The following is a 17,550-nucleotide window of genomic DNA, read 5'->3' on the forward strand; positions in this document are numbered from 1 at the left end:
GCCCTGCGTTGCATAGGCGGCGTTCTGCCGAGCCATGGGAATGATGTCCACCATCTGTCTCCCGGCCTCGGCTGAGCAGGGCGCCGGCAGGCGATCGGCGCCGGCCGGTAATCCAAGGTGAACTGAGTTCTCGTGTGGACTTTGCAGCGAGGAAGCGGCTACCTATCGTGATGCCTTGACGCCATTTGCCGAGGCCGCCCGGGTGAAATGATGCCGAGAACAATCCGGACACTGACCGCCAGCGAAGTGGAAGCGCTCGTCGACTGGGCGGCTGGAGAGGGCTGGAATCCGGGCATCGGCGATGCCGCGGCGTTCCGGACAGCCGATCCCGACGGTTTCATCGGCGCTTTCGTCGACGGAGAGATGGTGGCCGGCATTTCGGCCCTCGCATACGGCCCGGGCTTCGGCTTCATCGGCCTCTATATCTGCCGGCCCGACCGGCGCGGCGAGGGCCATGGCAAGGCGGTCTGGGATGCTGGCATGACACGCCTCGGCAACCGCATCATCGGTCTCGACGGGGTGGCCGAGCAGCGGGCCAATTACCAGCGCATGGGCTTCGTGCCCGCCTATGAGACCGTGCGCTACATCGGTCGCCCCGCCGGATTGCCGGGGGTGGCGACACACGGCCAGTGACGGCCGGCGACATGGCTGGGATACTCGCCTATGATCGCCAGTGTTTCCCGGCGCCGCGGGAAGCCTTCCTTCGGGAGTGGCTGCGGCAGCCCCGGATTGCGCTGTTCTGTGGCGGATCGGCCGGCATTGCCGGCTACGGCGTGGTCCGCCGATGCCGGGAAGGCTTCAAGGTCGGGCCGCTGTTTGCCGACAGGACGGAGCTTGCCCTGGCATTGCTGGCGGATCTCGCGGGCAGGATCGGCAACGAGGTATTGCATATCGACGTGCCGGCCGGCCAGGTTCAATTCACCGCCATGCTTCAGGCCGCCGGCATGGTCCCGGGCTTTGCGACGACACGCATGTACCAGAGCGGCAAACCCGGCAATGCCCCCTCGACAGTTTTCGGCATCACGACGCTCGAGCTGGGATGATCGGGGGCCGGCGAAGCCACTGAGGTCATTGTTTTGCCTGGCTGGTCCATGCGACAGGGCTCCATGACGTGATTTAGGGACATTGGTGTGCCTTTGCCGGGCGCTGCGTGGCGTGGAGGTTGTCGAATGGCTGGCAGGACGGTTCTGATCGCCGGAGGCGCCGGGGGCATGGGGCTTGCGACCGGACTGCGCCTCGCGGCCGACGGCGAGCGGATCGCGCTCGCCGACCTTCCCGGTCCCAAGCTCGACGCAGCCGTGGCCAAGATGGTCGCGACCGGAGCGGATGCGGTGGGCTTGCCGCTCGACATCCGCTCGGTCGCTGCCTGCCGGGACGTGGTGGCCAAGGCTAGGGACTGGGGCGGCGGCATAGATATCCTGGTCAACGCCGCCGGCGTCTGGCTCGAGGGGCCGGCGAGCGGGGTCGAGGAAGATCAGTGGGACCTTGTGCTGGACGTCAATCTCAAGGGAGCGTTCTTCCTGATCTCGGCGGCTGTCCCGCATCTGGCGGCGGCGCAAGGCGTGATCGTCAACATTGCGTCAGACGCCGGGCTCGTCGGCAACAATGGGGCGGCCGTCTATTGCGCCTCGAAGGGCGGGCTGGTTCTGCTGACCAAGGCTCTCGCGCTGGAACTCGCCCCGCAAGGCATCAGGGTCAACGCCGTCTGCCCCGGCGATACGGCGACGCCGATGATCGAATATCAGGCCAGGACCTATGGCGGGGACGATCCCGACGGCTACAAGCGCCGGCTTCTCGGGCACTATCCGCAAGGGGACAAGGCAAGGTTCATTCAGGTGGAAGAGATCGCATCCTTCATCCACTATCTCTGCCAGCCGGGCGCGGCGCCGATCACCGGGGCCGCGCTGTCGATCGATTTTGGCGTCAGCGCCGGCTATTGAAAGAAAGCCTGGGCGGTTCATCGCGGGTATGATTGGCCGCGCCAGCATGCCAGCATTCCAATCGTGGAGAGGAAATGATCGTGTTCCGCAAATCCCGCAAGGCGCTGGTGACCGGCGCGGGCGCCGCCGACGGCATCGGCGTGGCGGTCGCGCGGGCGCTGGGCGAGGCCGGCCTTTCGGTCGTCATCACCGCTTCGTCGGCGCGCGTCGAGCAGCGGGCCGGGGAACTGCGGGCGGAGGGGCTCGATGTAAGCGCCGTTGTGGCCGACCTGACGGTTTCGGGCGATGTCGAGCGCTTGTGCTCGCAGGCCGGCGAAATCGACGTCCTCGTCAACAATGCCGGGATGGGCACGGTCGCGCAGCCGGCGTTGCAGCGGCGGTTTCTCGATCTCAGCGAACGCGATTGGGACCGCGGCATCGACGTCAGCCTCAAAACCGCGTTCCTGAGCACGCGCGGATTCCTGGCCGGCATGGTGCAGCGCGGCCATGGGCGCGTCATCAACATGGCTTCGGTGACCGGACCTTACGTATCCAATGAAGGCGAGGCCGCCTATTCCGCGGCCAAGGCCGGCATGATCGGGCTGACGCATGCGCTGGCCCTGGAGGTTGGCCGCAACGGCGTCACCGTCAACGCCGTGGCGCCGGGCTGGATCGCGACCGGCGCATCGACGCCGGAGGAACTCGCCGCCGCCCGCAACACGCCGCTTGGGCGCGCCGGCAGTCCCGAGGAAGTCGCAGCCGCCGTGCTGTTCCTGGCGTCGGACGGAGCCAGCTATGTCAGCGGCGCCGTTCTCGTCGTGGACGGCGGCAACATCCTGCAGGAACGCAAGGGACAATAGGGCGGAGGAGCGGGGGACGTCGCTTGGCCACATCGTTGCCGCTTTGAATGGACACAGGTGTACATTCGCGCTAGACATGAGCTTGGCAAAGCGGGTGTCCAGGGGGCGATTGATGCACAAGCTCGGGCTGCAGACAGGGCGGTCAAGCCTTTGCGATGAAGCGACATGCCCGACCGGTGACGGCGGCTTCAGCGCATGACGAGACACTATTCGGCGCTTTCGCTCTTCAAGGAAGGCCTCGCCGGTCAAACTGGTTGGGAAAAGGCCTGGCGCTCACCCGATCCGAAACCGCGCTATGACGCCATCATCATCGGGGGCGGGGGGCACGGCCTGGCGACGGCCTATTATCTCGCAAAGAATCATGGGGTCACCAACGTGGCCCTGCTGGAAAAGGGCTGGATCGGCGGCGGCAACACCGGCCGCAACACCACCGTGGTGCGCTCGAACTACTTCTACCCTGAAAGCGCGGCGATCTACGGGCTGGCGCACAGCCTCTACAAGACGCTTTCGACGGACCTGAACTACAATGTGATGTTTTCCGCGCGCGGCATCCTCACACTCGCGCACAGCGAAGCGGCAATGGAAACCGCCGCTCGTTCGGTCAACGCCATCCAGGTCAACGGCATCGATTGCGAACTGTTCTCGGTCGAGGACGTGCGCCGTGTCGTGCCGATCTACAATTTCGGCCCCGACGCCCGCTTCCCGGTCTATGGCGGCACCTGGCAGCCGAGCGGCGGCACCGCCCGTCATGACGCCGTCGCCTGGGGCTATGCGCGCGCCGCGAGCCGCCTCGGTGTCGACATCATCCAGAATTGCGAGATCACCGACTTCATCATCGAGAACGGGCGCTGCCGCGGTGTCGTCACCTCGCTCGGCGCGATCCGGGCCGAGCGCACAGGCATGGCGGTCGCCGGCCATTCTTCGGTGCTGGCGGCGAAGGCGGGGTTCCGGCTGCCCGTCAATTCCTACGCGCTGCAGGCCTGCGTGTCCGAGCCGGTCAAGCCGATCATCGACACGGTGGTGATCTCGCCGGACACGGGCGTCTATGTCAGCCAGTCGGACAAGGGTGAACTGGTGATCGGCGGCGCGCTCGACCGCATCCCCTCCTACGGCCAGCGCGGCAACCTGCCGGTGCTGGAAGGAGTGATCGCCGGCATGCTCGAGATGTTCCCGATCTTCGGCCAGTTGAAGATGATGCGGCAGTGGGCCGGCATCGTCGACGTGGTCCCGGATTCCTCGCCCATCATCGGCGAGTCGCCGCTGCCCCGCCTGTTCCTCAACTGCGGCTGGGGCACGGGCGGCTTCAAGGCGATCCCCGCCGGCGGCACGCTGCTTGCCCATCTGCTTGCCACCGGCCAGCACCACGACATCAGCCGGCCCTTCGATCTCGACCGCTTCGCCCGCGGCCGCCTGATCGACGAGGCCGCCGGCTCCGGCATTGCGCATTGAAGGTGTAGAAAAGATGCAGCTCTTTCCCTGCCCGTTCTGCGGGCCGCGCGAAGAAAGCGAATTCCACTATGGCGGCGAGGCCGGCAATCTCCGTCCCGACGGCGCCGATGTGAACGCCGAGCGCTGGGCCGGTTATCTCCACATGCGCGACAATCCGAAGGGACCGACCCGCGAGATCTGGGTGCATATGACATGCGGCGAGTTCTTCGCCATGAGCCGCGACAGCGTCAATCACAAGGTGTCGGGTTCTTCCGTGCTCGGCGAAGCGGAGCACGGAAGATGAGCGCTTCCCGTCTCGCCACCGGCGGCAGCGACATCGACCGCAGCCGCCCGCTGAGCTTCACCTTTGACGGCAGGCGCGTCGAGGGTTTTTCCGGCGACACGATCGCCTCCGCCTTGCTCGCCAGCGGCCAGGCCGTGATCGGCCGCAGCTTCAAATACCATCGGCCGCGCGGCATCTGGGGCTCCGGCTTCGAGGAGCCCAACGCGCTGGTCGATGTCGAGAGCCCGGTCGGCCGGGTGCCGAATGCGCGCGCGACGACCGTGCAAGCCGCTGACGGCATCACGGTCAGGAGCGTCAACGCTTCGCCGACGGCCGAGACCGACCGCAACGCGGTTCTGGACCGCTTCGCCCGCTTCCTGCCGGCCGCCTTCTACTACAAGACCTTCATGTGGCCGGACTGGCACCTGTTCGAACCGCGCATCCGCGCCATGGCCGGACTTGGCGTCGTCGATCCGGACTGGCAGCGACGCCAGGTCTCGGACCAGGTCAACCATCATTGCGACGTCCTGGTGGTCGGCGCCGGGCCGGCCGGTCTTGCCGCGGCGGCCAGCGCGGCGGCGGCCGGGCGCTCGGTCGTCCTGGTCGACGACCGGACGCATCCCGGCGGGTCGCTGCGCCATCGCACCGGCGAGGTCGACGGCGTCGAGGGCAAGGCGTGGGTCGAGATGACGGTCGCCAGGCTGAAGGGCGGCGGTCAGCTGGTGCTCAGCGACACCACCGCCTTCGGCCTTTACGACCACAATCTGGTGGCGCTCAACCAGCGGCACGCCGACGGCAGGCCGGACACGCTGTGGCGCGTGCGGCCCCGCCGCATCGTGCTGGCGACGGGCGCGATCGAGCGGCCCGTGCCGTTCGCCAACAACGACCTTCCGGGAATCCTCTCCGCCGATGCGGCGCTCAGCTATCTGCGCCGGCATGGCGTGCTTGTCGGCCGCGATATCGTGGTCGCGACCAACAATGACAGCGCCTATGAGCCGGCCCTGGCGTTGGCCGCGGCCGGCGCCTCGGTGACGGTGGTCGATTGCCGGCGTGAGGGCGGTGCACAGGCGGAGACCGGTATTCGCGTCCTGGCAGGGCGCACGATCGCGGCGACGCGTGGGCGCAATGCCGTCCAGGGCGTCCTGCTGGACGACGGCACGACGCTCGCCGCCGATTGCGTCCTCGTCTCCGGCGGCTGGACGCCCACCGTGCACCTGTTCTCGCAGGCGAAAGGCAAGCTCGCCTGGAGCGACCAGCTGGCGGCCTTCATTCCCGGCGAAGTCATCGACGGGATCGGCGTCGCCGGCGCGGTGGCCGGCACGGTCTCGCTTTCGGATGCCTTGGCCAGCGGCGCCGCGGCTTCCGGCAACTTCGGCTCGTCGTCGCCCGTACCTCGCGGCACGGGAGTGGAGGCAACACTCGGCGTCGTCAGCCTCTGGCCAAAGCCCAAGGCCAAGGGGCGGGTCTGGATCGACTACCAGAGCGACGTCACCGCCAAGGATGTCGAGCTCGCGGCGCGGGAGAACTTCGTCTCGGTCGAACACCTGAAGCGCTACACCACGCTCGGCATGGCGACCGACCAGGGCAAGACCTCGAACCTCAACGGCCTGGCGTTGCTGGCGGACATCACCGGGCGCGGCATCGCGGAAGTCGGCACCACGACCTACCGGCCGCCCTTCACGCCTGTTCCGTTCGCCAGCTTAGCCGGGTCGCGCCGGGGCAGCATGCACGCTCCGGTCCGTCGCCTGCCGCTGGAGGCAAATCATCGCGCCGCCGGCGGCGTGTTCCAGGAATATGGCGGTTGGCTAAGGCCTGCCTATTATGGCGGCGGCGAAGCCAGCGCCTCGATCCAGGAGGAGGCGCAGCAGGCCCGGCAATCCGTGGCGCTTTTCGACGGCTCGACGCTCGGAAAGATCGAGGTGATCGGTCCGCGCGCAGCCGAGTTTGTCGACTTCATCTATTACAACACCATGTCAACCCTGAAGCCGGGTCACTGCCGCTACGGCTTCATGCTTTCGGAGAACGGTGTCGTCTTCGATGACGGCGTGTTGGTCCGCCTGGACGAGCATCGCTTCATCGTCTCCTGCTCGTCGTCGCATGTCGCCGCGGTCCATGCGCGCCTCGAGGAATGGCGGCAGGACCGCTTCGGCCGCGATGCGGTCTATATCCACAATGCCACCGCGCAATACGCCACCTTGACCGTTTCGGGTCCCAATGCGCGTCAGCTCGTGGAAGCGCTCGATCTGGGCGCAGCATTGGACGATGCCAGCCTGCCGCACATGGCCGTTGCCGCCGGCCGCTTTGCCGGCGACGAGGTGCGCATCGCCAGGGTCTCCTTCACCGGCGACCGCAGCTACGAGATCTCCATCCGCGCCGACCGGGCGGAGGCGCTCTGGGCAAGGATGCAGCAGGAGGGCCGCGCCTTCGACGCCGTGCTGCTCGGGCTCGAATCGCTGATGATCCTGCGCGCCGAGAAGGGCTATATCGTCATCGGCAAGGACACCGACGGCACCACCATGCCGCATGATCTCGGCGTCGCCGGGCCGCGGACCAAGCGCGCCAGCGAGTTCGTCGGCCGGCGCTCGCTTTTCACCGAAGCGGCAAACGACGCGGGCCGCAACCAGCTCGTCGGCCTTGCGCTGCGCGAAGGCGAGGCGCCGCTGGCGACCGGCGCGCATGGCGTGGAGAAGCGCGACGGCCGCCGCAGAAGCATCGGCTTCGTCACCTCCAGCTATCAGAGTCCGACCCTGGGACGCCCGGTTGCGCTCGCCCTCATCGAAGGCGGCGCGACGCGGCACGGCGAAACCATCGACGTTCAACATCTGGGTGTCGTGCGGCAGGCGACGATCGTCGCGCCTTGCGCCTTCGATCCGGAGGGGAGGCGGCTCCATGCGTAACCTTGCCGAAAAATGGCCGGCGGCGCCCGATTTCGCCAAGGCGACGCTGAGCAAAGATGGCGTCATCGTGAGGACGGTAGGCGGACTGAACCAGCTTCTGGTCAGCGGCGACCTCGCAGCCTGGTCGAAGGCCTCCGGGCTTGCCGGCGAAGGCGTCGGCGCCGGAGCGGTTGCCAGTGGCGACAAATATAAGGTGCGGATCGCGCGCGACCGGCTTCTTGCGGTCGGCGAACAGCCGTTCCCCATCGCGGCCGGTTGGCACACGGCCGGTTTCGCGGTCACGGTCATGGATGCGGGACTGCATGTGTTCGAGATCGAGGGGCCCGACCTGGACCGCCTGATCGCCAGGGGAACGGCGCTCGATCCGGGAGCGGCAAGCCGCTCGGCTTCGATCCTCTTTGCCGGCATAGGCGTTCTGTTCTACCGGTTCGGCAACCCTGAGCGGGCGCGTCTCCACGTCGACCGGGGCCTTGCTCCGTATCTGTGGGAATGGCTCGAACAGGCGCAAGTGTTGTAGCGGGAATGGTTTCGGGTCTATCTAGCCGGCGTTCAATCTTGGCCCGTCCGCGATGCTCTCCGATTCCAATGCTGATGAAGTCGTGCGGCGGTCCGGTCTGACCGGCAACACCAAGGTGACGCGCGAGGACTGGATGAACCTCGCGCTTGAGACGCTGATCTCCGACGGTGTGGAGGCGGTGCGCGTGCTGGCGCTCGGGCAGAAGCTGAACGTCTCCCGCTCCAGTTTTTACTGGTATTTCAAGAGCCGCCAGGACCTGCTGGACCAGCTGCTGGACCATTGGCGCAACAACAACACGCGCTTCATCGTCGAACAGGCCGGCCGGCCGGCCGCGTCGATCACGCAGGCCGTGCTCAATATCTTCGAGTGCTGGCTGGACGAGAAGCTGTTCAATCCGCGGCTGGATTTCGCCGTGCGCGCCTGGTCGCGCCAATCCCCCGAAGTGCACCGGGTCGTCAACGAGGAAGACGACAAGCGCGTCGATGCGATCCGCGCCATGTTCTCGCGGCACGGTTATGCGGACACGGAAGCCTTCGTGCGGGCGCGCGTGCTCTATTTCACGCAGATCGGCTATTACTCGCTTGAGATCGTCGAGCCGGTCAGCAACCGTCTGTTCCTGACCCCGGCCTATTTGCTCACGCACACTGGCAAGGAACCGCGTGCAGGCGAGGTCGAGGCCTTCGCCGAAAAGATGCTGCTGAAAAGCCCCGGCTGACAGCCTCGCCACGCCCGAAGAAATGGCCAGGAGCATCTCGGTCGCCTATATAAGCGTTTTTCAGCCTGGCCGTCTCCGTGATCCCTGCCCCCGCCTGCAAGCCACAATCGAACTTATGCATGAAGTCGATAGCGTCGCGCGTCCGGCCGATGCTGTCGTCTCGGCCTGGTTTCGGGCCCGGCGCTATATCGGCGACAGGGACCGTGGCCAGATTTTGGAGTTGCTTTATGCGCTTCTGCGGCACCATGCACGGCTTGGCTGGTGGCTGGCGAGACATGGGCGCGAGGATAGGCCCCGCAACCGCCTGCTCGCATGGCTCACGCTGAAGGAAAGCGAGACCCCGATCAGATCAAGCGCCTGTTCAATGGCGCGAAATTCGCGCCTGCCATGCTGACGGACCGTGAGCACGCGCTGCTGGTCAAATTGCAGGGAGGCACGATCGACCATCCCGGCATGCCGGAAGAGGTGCGCCTTGAATGCCCGTCCTGGGCGGCCGATCCCCTGCGGCGCCGTTTCGGGGAAGCGTTCGGCCAGGAGATGTCCGCGCTTCTGACGCCGCCGCCGCTTGATCTGCGCGTCAACCCGATCAAGTCGACGCGCGATGCCATGCTCAACGCGCTGAAGGATCTCGGCTGGCGGGCGCAGCCGTCGGCCATCGCTCCTTTCGGCATTCGTGTGCATGAGCGCCCCTCGCTGGCCGGCCTGCCGATGCTGAAGAAAGGCGAGGTAGAGATCCAGGATGAGGGCTCCCAGCTTGTCGCCATGCTGGTCGATGCCCGGCCGGGCGAACGCGTGGTCGATTTCTGCGCCGGAGCGGGCGGCAAGACGCTGGCCATCGCCGCGCAGATGAACAACAAGGGCCATGTCGTCGCCTGCGACGTCATGGAAGGCCGTTTGAAGCGCGGCGCCGAGCGTTTTCGGCAAGCAGGATTGCACAATATCGAGACGCGGCTCCTGGCCGGCGAAACGGATCGGTGGATCAAGCGCCACAAGGGTGGTTTCGATCGCGTGCTGGTCGATGCGCCATGCAGTGGCACCGGCACGTGGCGACGCAACCCCGATGCGCGCTGGCGCGCGCAGGAGGAACAGGGTCTGGACAAGCTCGTGTCGCTGCAGGCCCGGATCCTGGCAAGCGCGGCGCGCCTGGTGAAACCCGGCGGACGGCTGGTCTACGCGACATGCTCGATGCTGCCCGAGGAGAATGAGGACCAGGTGGCCGCTTTCCTGGCGGCGCATCCCGCCTTTCGTGTGGTGCCGCTTAATGTGGCCGCGCCGCGGCTGACGAATTCGGCCCATTCCGACTACCTGTCGCTGACGCCCGCGCGCAACGACACCGACGGCTTCTTTGCCGCCGTCATGCAGCGGGAAGTCGCGCTCCCAGTCGGGCCGCCGATATCCATTCGCGATCCATTTCTTGAATGACCCGAAGGGGGCCGGAAGCGGACGGTCCGGTTCTGGGACGACCTAGCGAGAAAGGTGCCATTCCGCTGGCGCCCCCATCTTGGCGGCAACGACGTCGCTTGCCGTTGCCGGAAAACAACTGCGGCGCCGCGTCGGCCGCCTTGCGCCAGCACCTGCCTCTTGACGCTTTCAGCCGTGATACGCTCCTACCAATCGGTCATCAGGTGGTGTGTGGCTGAAGGCGGGTGACGAGCGTGGCGAGTTTGGCTTGACGGTGTGTGTCAAACGAATCCTGATTTCTTTAGATTGCGACTAGGCCTAGCCCGGTGGCGAGGCAGCCACAGGATGGACATTTCAGCCCATATGGAAAATGATCATGTGCCGTGCACAACATTGACGTGCTCGGGTCTCGACGAAAAAGGCTGAGCGTAAAAGCGGATCAACCGACCTCCGGGTCCAGCGAGGGGGGACGCAAATGGACACCACAGGCAATGGGCAATTGCGTTGCGACGTGGGCGGGCGACCCCGTCGATCGGCCGGCTGGCTTGCCTGCGCCACCGCGTCGGCGGCATTCCTGCTCGGCATGGCTTTCAGCAGCACTGCGTTTGCGCAGGACCAGCAGCTGCCCGTGGTGACGGCGGCCAAGCCGGTGGTGCGTGACATCATCGAGGACGACGAGTTCGTCGGGCGTTTCGAAGCCGTCGACCAGGTTGCCATCCGTTCGCGCGTCAGCGGCTATCTGGACAAGGTCAGCTTCCAGGACGGCGCACTGGTCAACAAGGGCGACCTGCTCTTCACCATCGACCAGCGTCCGTACCAGGCTGCTTATGATGCCGCCAAATCGCAAGTGGATGTCGCCAAGAGCCTGCTCGAATTCACCAAGATGCAGCTGGATCGCGCCAACGAACTTGCCAAGACCGGCAACATCTCGCCCGCCACGGTCGACGACCGCCGACGGGAATACCTTGCGGCGCAGGCGCAGATGCAGGGCGCGACGGCTGCGCTGACAACGGCCAGCCTGAACATGGAATTCACCGAGATCAAGGCGCCGTTGTCCGGCCGCATCGACCGCCGGCTGGTGTCGGTCGGCAACCTCGTGCAGCCGGATTCCACCTTGCTGACGACCATCGTCACGCGCGACCCGATCGACTTCTATTTCGACGTCGATGAGCGGCTGTATTTCAGCTACGCCCGCGACGCGAAGGCGCGTGGCGGCAGCATGCAGGAAGGCGCCGGCGGGCTCGATGTGCAGGTTCAGGTCGCCGACCGCGCGGAGGCGGTGTTCAAGGGCAAGCTCGACTTTGCCGAGAACCGGATCGACAACGCGACCGGCACAATGCGGGTTCGTGCGACGTTTCCCAACCCCGACGGCGTTCTCCAGCCAGGCATGTTCGGGCGCATCAACGTGCCGGGGTCGCTGCCGCATAGCGGCGTGCTGGTGCCTGACGAGGCGATCGGCGCCGATCAGGATCGTCGCATCGTGTTGCTGGTGGACGAGTCCGGAATGGTGTCGGCGAAGCCCGTGCGCACCGGACCGCTTCTCGACGGCTACCGGGTGATCCGCTCGGGCCTGACCGGCGCCGAGACGATCATCGTCAACGGGCTGATGCACGCAAGGCCCGGCACCAAGGTGAAGGTCGAGATGGTGACGTTGCCGCCCAAGGTCGAAACCGCCGGGTTGCAGCAATGAGGTTCGCGCATTTCTTCGTCGACCGTCCAATCTTCGCATCGGTCGTTTCGATCGTCCTGCTGATCCTCGGCGGGATTGCTTATACCCAGTTGCCGGTCGCGCAATATCCCGAGATTGCGCCGCCGACCATCGTCGTTCGCGCGCAGTATCCGGGCGCCGACGCCCAGACGGTCGCAGCGACGGTGGCAACGCCGATCGAGCAGGAGATCAATGGCGTCGAGGGCATGCTCTACATGTCATCCTATTCGTCGGGCGACGGATCGATGGCGCTGACCATCACCTTCAAGCTGGGCACCGATCTCGACAAGGCGCAGGTGCTTGTGCAGAACCGCGTGTCGGTCGCCGAGCCGCGCCTGCCCGAAGAGGTCCGCCGCCTTGGCATCACCACCACCAAGAGCTCGCCCGACCTGATGATGGTCGTGCACATGTTGTCGCCCGACAATACCTACGACCAGCTCTACGTCTCGAACTACGCCCGCTCGCGGGTGCGCGACATACTGCTCAGGTTAGACGGTGTCGGCGACCTCATCATCTTCGGCGAACGCGAATATTCGCTGCGCATCTGGCTTGATCCGGAAAAACTGTCCGCCCTGGGGATGACCTCGGGCGATGTGGTGCAGGCGCTGCGCGATCAGAACGTCCAAGTGTCGGGCGGCTCGATCGGCGCGCCGCCGACCGGCACCGGCACGGCGTTCCAGTACACGGTCACCACGCAAGGCCGTTTCAACGACGCCCGCGACTTCCGATACGTGATCGTCAAATCGACCGACGGCGGGCGCCTGATCTCGCTGCAGGACGTGGCGCGCATCGAACTCGGAGCCAAGGATTACGTCACCAACTCCTATCTCAACGGCAAACCGGCGGTCGCGCTCGCTATCTTCCAGCGGCCGGGCACCAATGCGCTCGCCGCGGCCGCGGAGATCCAGGACAAGATGAAGGAGCTTTCCCGCGACTTCCCGAAGGGGTTGAGCTACGACATCGTCTACAATCCGACCGAGTTCGTCGCCGAGTCGATCCAGGAGGTCTACAAGACGATCCTCGAGGCGATGCTGCTGGTCATCATCGTCATCATCGTCTTCCTGCAGTCGTGGCGCATGGCGATCGTGCCGATAGTGGCGATCCCCGTGTCGCTGATCGGCACGCTGGCTGTGCTTTACGCCGCCGGCTTCTCGCTCAACATGCTGACGCTGTTCGGCCTCGTTCTGGCGATCGGCATCGTCGTCGATGATGCGATCGTCGTGGTCGAGAACGTCGAGCGCAATATTGCCAGTGGGCTGGCGCCCAATCCGGCGTCGCACCTCACAATGAACGAAGTCGGAACGGCCATCATCGCGATCTCGCTGGTGCTGATAGCCGTGTTCGTGCCGACAGCCTTCATCCCTGGCATTTCCGGGCAGTTCTACCTGCAGTTTGCGATTACCATCGCGGTCTCGACGGCGATCTCGGCGTTCAATTCGCTGACGCTTTCGCCAGCGCTGGCCGCACTGCTGTTCAAGCCGCACCATGCCGCGGCGGCGCCGCCGCGCTTTTTCCTGGCGCGGTTCGGACGGGCGCTCGCCGACGGCTTCAATCGCGGCTTCGACAGGGTCGCCCATTGGTATTCCAGCATCATTCGCGTGCTGGTCGGCTCGCGGATAGCGATCACCGCCATGCTGGCCGTTTTCGCGGCCCTGATCTACGCCACGGTCTACATGGTACAGACGGTGCCGCGCGGTTTCATTCCGTCGCTCGACCAGGGCTATGCGATCGTCGTCGTCCAGTTGCCCGACGGCGCCTCGCTGTCGAGGACCGATACGGTCATCCAGCAGGCGTCGCAAATCATCCAGAAAACCCCAGGCGTCGACTACGCAGTCGCCTTCGCCGGCTTCTCCGGCGCGACCTTCACCAACGCCAGCAACCAGGGCGTGATCTTCGCCAGGTTCAAGCCGTTTGACGAGCGACTGAAAGCCGGCCAGTCGGCGACCAAGGTCATCGGCAATCTGTTCGGCAGCCTGCAAAGCATCAAGGAAGCCTTTATCATAGCACTGCCGCCGCCGCCTATTCGCGGCGTCGGCAATGCCGGCGGCTTCAAGCTGCAGATCCAGGAGCGCAACAGCGCCGACATGCGGCAAATCCTGGCGCTTGCCTACGAAATCGCCGGCAAGGCCAACAAGACGCCGGGGCTGATGGGCGTGTTCACCACGTTCTCCGCGTCGAGCCCGCAATTCTTCCTGGCGATCGATCGCGACAAGGCGCGCATCCTGAACGTGCCGATCCCCAACATCTTCGAGACGCTGTCGATCAATCTGGGCACTGCGTATGTCAACGATTTCAACGCTTTCGGGCGCGTCTACCAGGTGCGGGCGCAGGCCGACCAGGCGTTCCGCCTCGATCGCGCCGACATCTTGAAACTGAAGGTGCGCTCGGCGACCGGCGCGCTGGTTCCGCTCGGCACGTTGATCGAGATCCGCGACGTCACCGGCCCGGCGCTGGTCCAGCGCTACAACATGTATGTCTCGGTGCCGCTGCAGGGCAACGCCGCGCCCGGCGTTTCCACGGGCGACGCGCTGGCATTGATGGAGGGGATCACGGCAAAGACGTTGCCGGCCGGCACCTCCTATGAATGGACCGAGCTCGCCTATCAGGAACGCAACACCGGCAATGCCGCTGTCTATATCTTCGGACTGTCGGTGCTGTTCGTGTTCCTGGCGCTGGCGGCGCAATATGAAAGCTGGGTGCTGCCGTTCGCCATTGTGCTGGTGGTGCCGCTAGGCGTGCTCGCGGCGTTGCTCGGCGTGTCTTTGCGAGGGCTGGACAACAACATCCTCGTGCAGATCGGCCTCATCGTGCTGATCGGGCTTGCCGCCAAGAACGCGATCCTGATCGTCGAATTCGCGCGGCAGGCGCAGGAACGGGGCCTGTCGGTCGCTGAGGCTGCCGTCGAAGCCTGCCGGCTCAGGCTGCGGCCTATCCTGATGACCGCCTTCGCGTTCATCCTCGGCGTCGTGCCGCTGATGATCGCAACCGGCCCGGGTGCAGAAATGCGCCAGTCGCTCGGCACCGCGGTGTTCTCCGGCATGCTCGGCGTCACGTTCGTCGGCCTGTTCCTGACGCCGGTGTTCTACGTCACGCTCAGGTCGCTGTTTTCACGGCGCAAGCCCCGTGCCGACGCGGAGCCCTCGGGGCCGGCCGAGGCGCCATCGGAGGTGGCCGCCGAGTAGGGTTACGAATTCGCCGCGACCGAGCGAACGGCGACGTTTCTTCCTTCCTGTCGAAGGCGAGGTTGGCGATTGTCCGAACTAATGTCGGCCCAACCTCGACGGCTGGTGTCGCTGCCGTTACGACTAGACGCTTGAACCCCACAACGGTCATTCGCCGAGTCGTTCTCAAACGACTGCATTGGGGCGCCAAGCTGCCGGCGAAATCGGATCTGCTTGTGGGTCGGATCGCCACCCGGCAGGTCAGCTATGCTGACGGACCGTTACGGCTCACTTCTTCGGAAACGGCACGCCCTTGGTGGTGAATCTCTGCCCTCTGCCGATCGGGCGCACGGGGCGCTTGGTGGCGGCGGCCTTGCCGGTGCCGGGCGGCTGGTGGGCGGGCACGAGCTGGTCGGGGCGGGGACCGATAAGGTCGGCGCGGCCCATCTCCTTCAAGGCATCGCGCAGCAGCGGCCAATTGTCGGGGTCATGATAGCGCAGGAATGCCTTGTGCAGCCGGCGCTGCCGCCCGCCGCGAACGGTCTCGACCTTGTCGGTCGCACCGCGCCGCACGCCCTTCAGCGTGTTGACGCCGGTATGGTACATGGCCGTCGCGGTCGCCATGGGTGAAGGCAGGAAGGTCTGCACCTGGTCGGCGCGGTAGCGGTTCTTCTTCAGCCAGAGCGCCAGCTGCAGCATGTCCTCGTCGGTCGTGCCGGGATGGGCGGCGATGAAATACGGAATGAGGTAGTATTTCTTGCCGGCTTCCTTGGCGCTGCGTCGAACATCTCCTTGAAGCGGTCATAAGTGCCGATGCCGGGCTTCATCATCTTGTCGAGCGGCCCGCGCTCGGTGTGCTCGGGCGCGATCTTGAGGTAGCCGCCGACGTGGTGGGCCACCAGTTCCTTGACATATTCGGGGCTCTTGACGGCGAGGTCGTAACGCACGCCGGAGGCGACCATCACCTTCTTAACGCCGTTGACCTCGCGGACCTTGCGATAAAGCCGGATCAGGTCGTCATGCGAGGTGTTGAGGTTGGGGCAGATATCGGGAAACACGCAGGACGGAAGGCGGCAGGCCGCCTCGATCTTGGGATCCTTGCAGGCCATCCGGTACATGTTGGCGGTCGGCCCGCCGATATCGGAGATCACGCCGGTGAAGCCCGGGGTCTTGTCGCGGATCTTCTCGATCTCGCGCAGGATCGAGCCCTCGGAGCGGTTCTGGATGATGCGGCCTTCATGCTCGGTGATCGAGCAGAAGGTGCAGCCGCCGAAGCAGCCGCGCATCACCGTCACCGAGAACTTGATCATGTCCCAGGCGGGGATTTTTGCATCGCAATAGGACGGGTGCGGCGCGCGCGCATAGGGCAGGTCGTAGACGGCGTCCATCTCCTCGGAGGTTAGCGGGATGGGCGGCGGATTGAGCCACAGGTCGCGGTCGCCATGGCGCTGGACGAGCGGGCGGGCATTGCCGGGATTGGCCTCGCGGTGCAGCACGCGCGAGGCGCGGGCATAGGCATCGCGATTGCCCTCGACCTGCTCGAAGGACGGCAGCCGGATCACGATATCGCCGGGCTTGCGGCTGGCGCCTTCGTCGGCGGAATCGAGATCGTCGGCATGGAGTTCCGTGAAATGCCCGGGCACGCGGCGAAACAGGGCGACGCCCCTGATGCTATCGAGCTGGCGCGGCGTTTCGCCGGCGGCAAGCCGGTTCGCCACCTCGACGACGGCGCGCTCGGCATTGCCGTAGATCAACAGGTCGGCCTTGGCGTCGGCCAGGATCGAGCGGCGCACCTTGTCGGACCAATAATCATAGTGGGCGATACGGCGCAGCGAGGCTTCGATGCCGCCCAGCACGATAGGCACGTCCTTGTAGGCTTCGCGGCAGCGCTGCGTATAGACGATCGTGCAGCGGTCCGGCCGCTTGCCGCCCTCGCCGCCCGCCGTATAGGCGTCGTCATGGCGCAGCTTGCGATCCGACGTATAGCGATTGACCATGGAATCGAGGTTGCCGCCGGTAACGCCGAAGAACAGCCTCGGCCTGCCCAACGCCTTGAACGGCTCGGCCGACTGCCAGTCGGGCTGCGAGATGATGCCGACCCGAAAATCCTGGGATTCGAGCAGACGGCCGATGATCGCCATGCCGAAGCTCGGATGATCGACATAGGCATCGCCCGTGACCAGCACGATGTCGCATTCATCCCAGCCGAGCGCCGCCATCTCGGCGCGGCTCATCGGCAGGAACGGCGCAGCCTTCCGGGCATGAGGCTTGCTGCCGGACAACGGAACGATGTTCTTTTGGGCGCTGGCTATGGTTTCCATCGGCCGACGTATAGGCCGCCGCCAAGGTGAATTCAATTAAGGTCGATCTTGGGCTCCGGAAATGCATTGGGACGATGGAGCGCGCCCGCTTATGGCTTGCATCGAGCAGGGCCTCAAAACCCGAAAGGCCCGGGCGCCGCAGCAGGAGCGCGTAATTCCACCAAGGGAATGGAGGTCTTGGTTACCACGCCCATCAGCACAACCAGGCCAATTACCACGGGCATTGGAGAAGCTGGTGCCTGCCACCACTGGAGGCAGTCGTGCTCCACCAACTGCGGCAAACTGCAGCATTTTCCACTTTGAGGCGAAATAGTTCTCAACTATGGTCTGCTAGGCTTAA

Annotated in this window: 12 protein-coding genes and 2 pseudogenes; 12 read left to right on the top strand and 2 right to left on the bottom strand. The window is 65.4% G+C overall.

Going from position 1 to position 17,550, the window contains the following annotated elements; translation table 11 throughout:
• The first annotated feature begins 210 nt into the window (after nucleotides 1–210).
• The 12 genes from EJ069_RS33870 to EJ069_RS00935 all read left to right on the top strand — a co-directional run bounded on the left by EJ069_RS33870 (nucleotide 211) and on the right by EJ069_RS00935 (nucleotide 14,910).
• Nucleotides 211–633, top strand: a complete 423-nt coding sequence (locus EJ069_RS33870; protein ID WP_348639354.1) for a GNAT family N-acetyltransferase — start codon at nucleotides 211–213, stop codon at nucleotides 631–633.
• Nucleotides 634–644: 11 nt separating this feature from the next.
• Nucleotides 645–1,043: a hypothetical protein gene (locus EJ069_RS33875; protein ID WP_348639355.1), complete on the top strand. Its 399-nt coding sequence runs from the start codon at nucleotides 645–647 to the stop codon at nucleotides 1,041–1,043.
• Between the two features lie 126 nt (nucleotides 1,044–1,169).
• Complete coding sequence (locus EJ069_RS00890; protein ID WP_126059661.1) at nucleotides 1,170–1,940, top strand: SDR family oxidoreductase; 771 nt, start codon at nucleotides 1,170–1,172, stop codon at nucleotides 1,938–1,940.
• Nucleotides 1,941–2,020: 80 nt separating this feature from the next.
• A complete protein-coding gene (locus EJ069_RS00895) occupies nucleotides 2,021–2,779 on the top strand; it encodes an SDR family NAD(P)-dependent oxidoreductase (RefSeq protein WP_245456410.1) in 759 nt (252 codons plus the stop codon).
• A gap of 195 nt (nucleotides 2,780–2,974) precedes the next feature.
• Nucleotides 2,975–4,228 carry a sarcosine oxidase subunit beta family protein gene (locus EJ069_RS00900; protein WP_126059663.1) on the top strand — a complete coding sequence of 418 codons (1,254 nt, stop codon included), beginning with the start codon at nucleotides 2,975–2,977 and terminating at the stop codon, nucleotides 4,226–4,228.
• Between the two features lie 13 nt (nucleotides 4,229–4,241).
• On the top strand, nucleotides 4,242–4,511 hold the full coding sequence (locus EJ069_RS00905; protein WP_126059664.1) for a sarcosine oxidase subunit delta: 270 nt from the start codon (nucleotides 4,242–4,244) through the stop codon (nucleotides 4,509–4,511).
• Nucleotides 4,508–7,387 carry a sarcosine oxidase subunit alpha family protein gene (locus EJ069_RS00910; protein ID WP_126059665.1) on the top strand — a complete coding sequence of 960 codons (2,880 nt, stop codon included), beginning with the start codon at nucleotides 4,508–4,510 and terminating at the stop codon, nucleotides 7,385–7,387. Before EJ069_RS00905 ends, EJ069_RS00910 begins: the two co-directional genes overlap by 4 nt.
• A complete protein-coding gene (locus EJ069_RS00915) occupies nucleotides 7,380–7,904 on the top strand; it encodes a hypothetical protein (RefSeq protein WP_126059666.1) in 525 nt (174 codons plus the stop codon). Before EJ069_RS00910 ends, EJ069_RS00915 begins: the two co-directional genes overlap by 8 nt.
• 52 nt (nucleotides 7,905–7,956) lie before the next feature.
• The gene (locus tag EJ069_RS00920; RefSeq protein ID WP_126059667.1) at nucleotides 7,957–8,619 is read left to right on the top strand and encodes a TetR/AcrR family transcriptional regulator; all 663 of its coding nucleotides are present in this window, start codon (nucleotides 7,957–7,959) and stop codon (nucleotides 8,617–8,619) included.
• Between the two features lie 312 nt (nucleotides 8,620–8,931).
• On the top strand, nucleotides 8,932–10,041 hold the full coding sequence (locus EJ069_RS00925; protein WP_210211321.1) for an RsmB/NOP family class I SAM-dependent RNA methyltransferase: 1,110 nt from the start codon (nucleotides 8,932–8,934) through the stop codon (nucleotides 10,039–10,041).
• Between the two features lie 562 nt (nucleotides 10,042–10,603).
• Entirely contained in the window at nucleotides 10,604–11,710 is a 1,107-nt protein-coding gene (locus tag EJ069_RS00930) for an efflux RND transporter periplasmic adaptor subunit (RefSeq protein ID WP_189476427.1), read from the top strand.
• Nucleotides 11,707–14,910, top strand: a complete 3,204-nt coding sequence (locus EJ069_RS00935; protein ID WP_126059669.1) for a multidrug efflux RND transporter permease subunit — start codon at nucleotides 11,707–11,709, stop codon at nucleotides 14,908–14,910. Before EJ069_RS00930 ends, EJ069_RS00935 begins: the two co-directional genes overlap by 4 nt.
• A 267-nt stretch (nucleotides 14,911–15,177) precedes the next feature.
• Here EJ069_RS00935 and EJ069_RS00940 read toward each other — a convergent pair.
• Together EJ069_RS00940 and EJ069_RS33095 are read right to left on the bottom strand one after the other, a co-directional pair.
• A pseudogene (locus tag EJ069_RS00940) lies at nucleotides 15,178–17,210 on the bottom strand (YgiQ family radical SAM protein).
• Nucleotides 17,211–17,280: 70 nt separating this feature from the next.
• A pseudogene (locus tag EJ069_RS33095) lies at nucleotides 17,281–17,486 on the bottom strand (efflux RND transporter permease subunit); the annotation flags it as partial.
• Nucleotides 17,487–17,550 lie beyond the last annotated feature (64 nt).

This window comes from Mesorhizobium sp. M2A.F.Ca.ET.043.05.1.1 (assembly GCF_003952445.1).
Classification (GTDB): Bacteria; Pseudomonadota; Alphaproteobacteria; order Rhizobiales; family Rhizobiaceae; genus Mesorhizobium.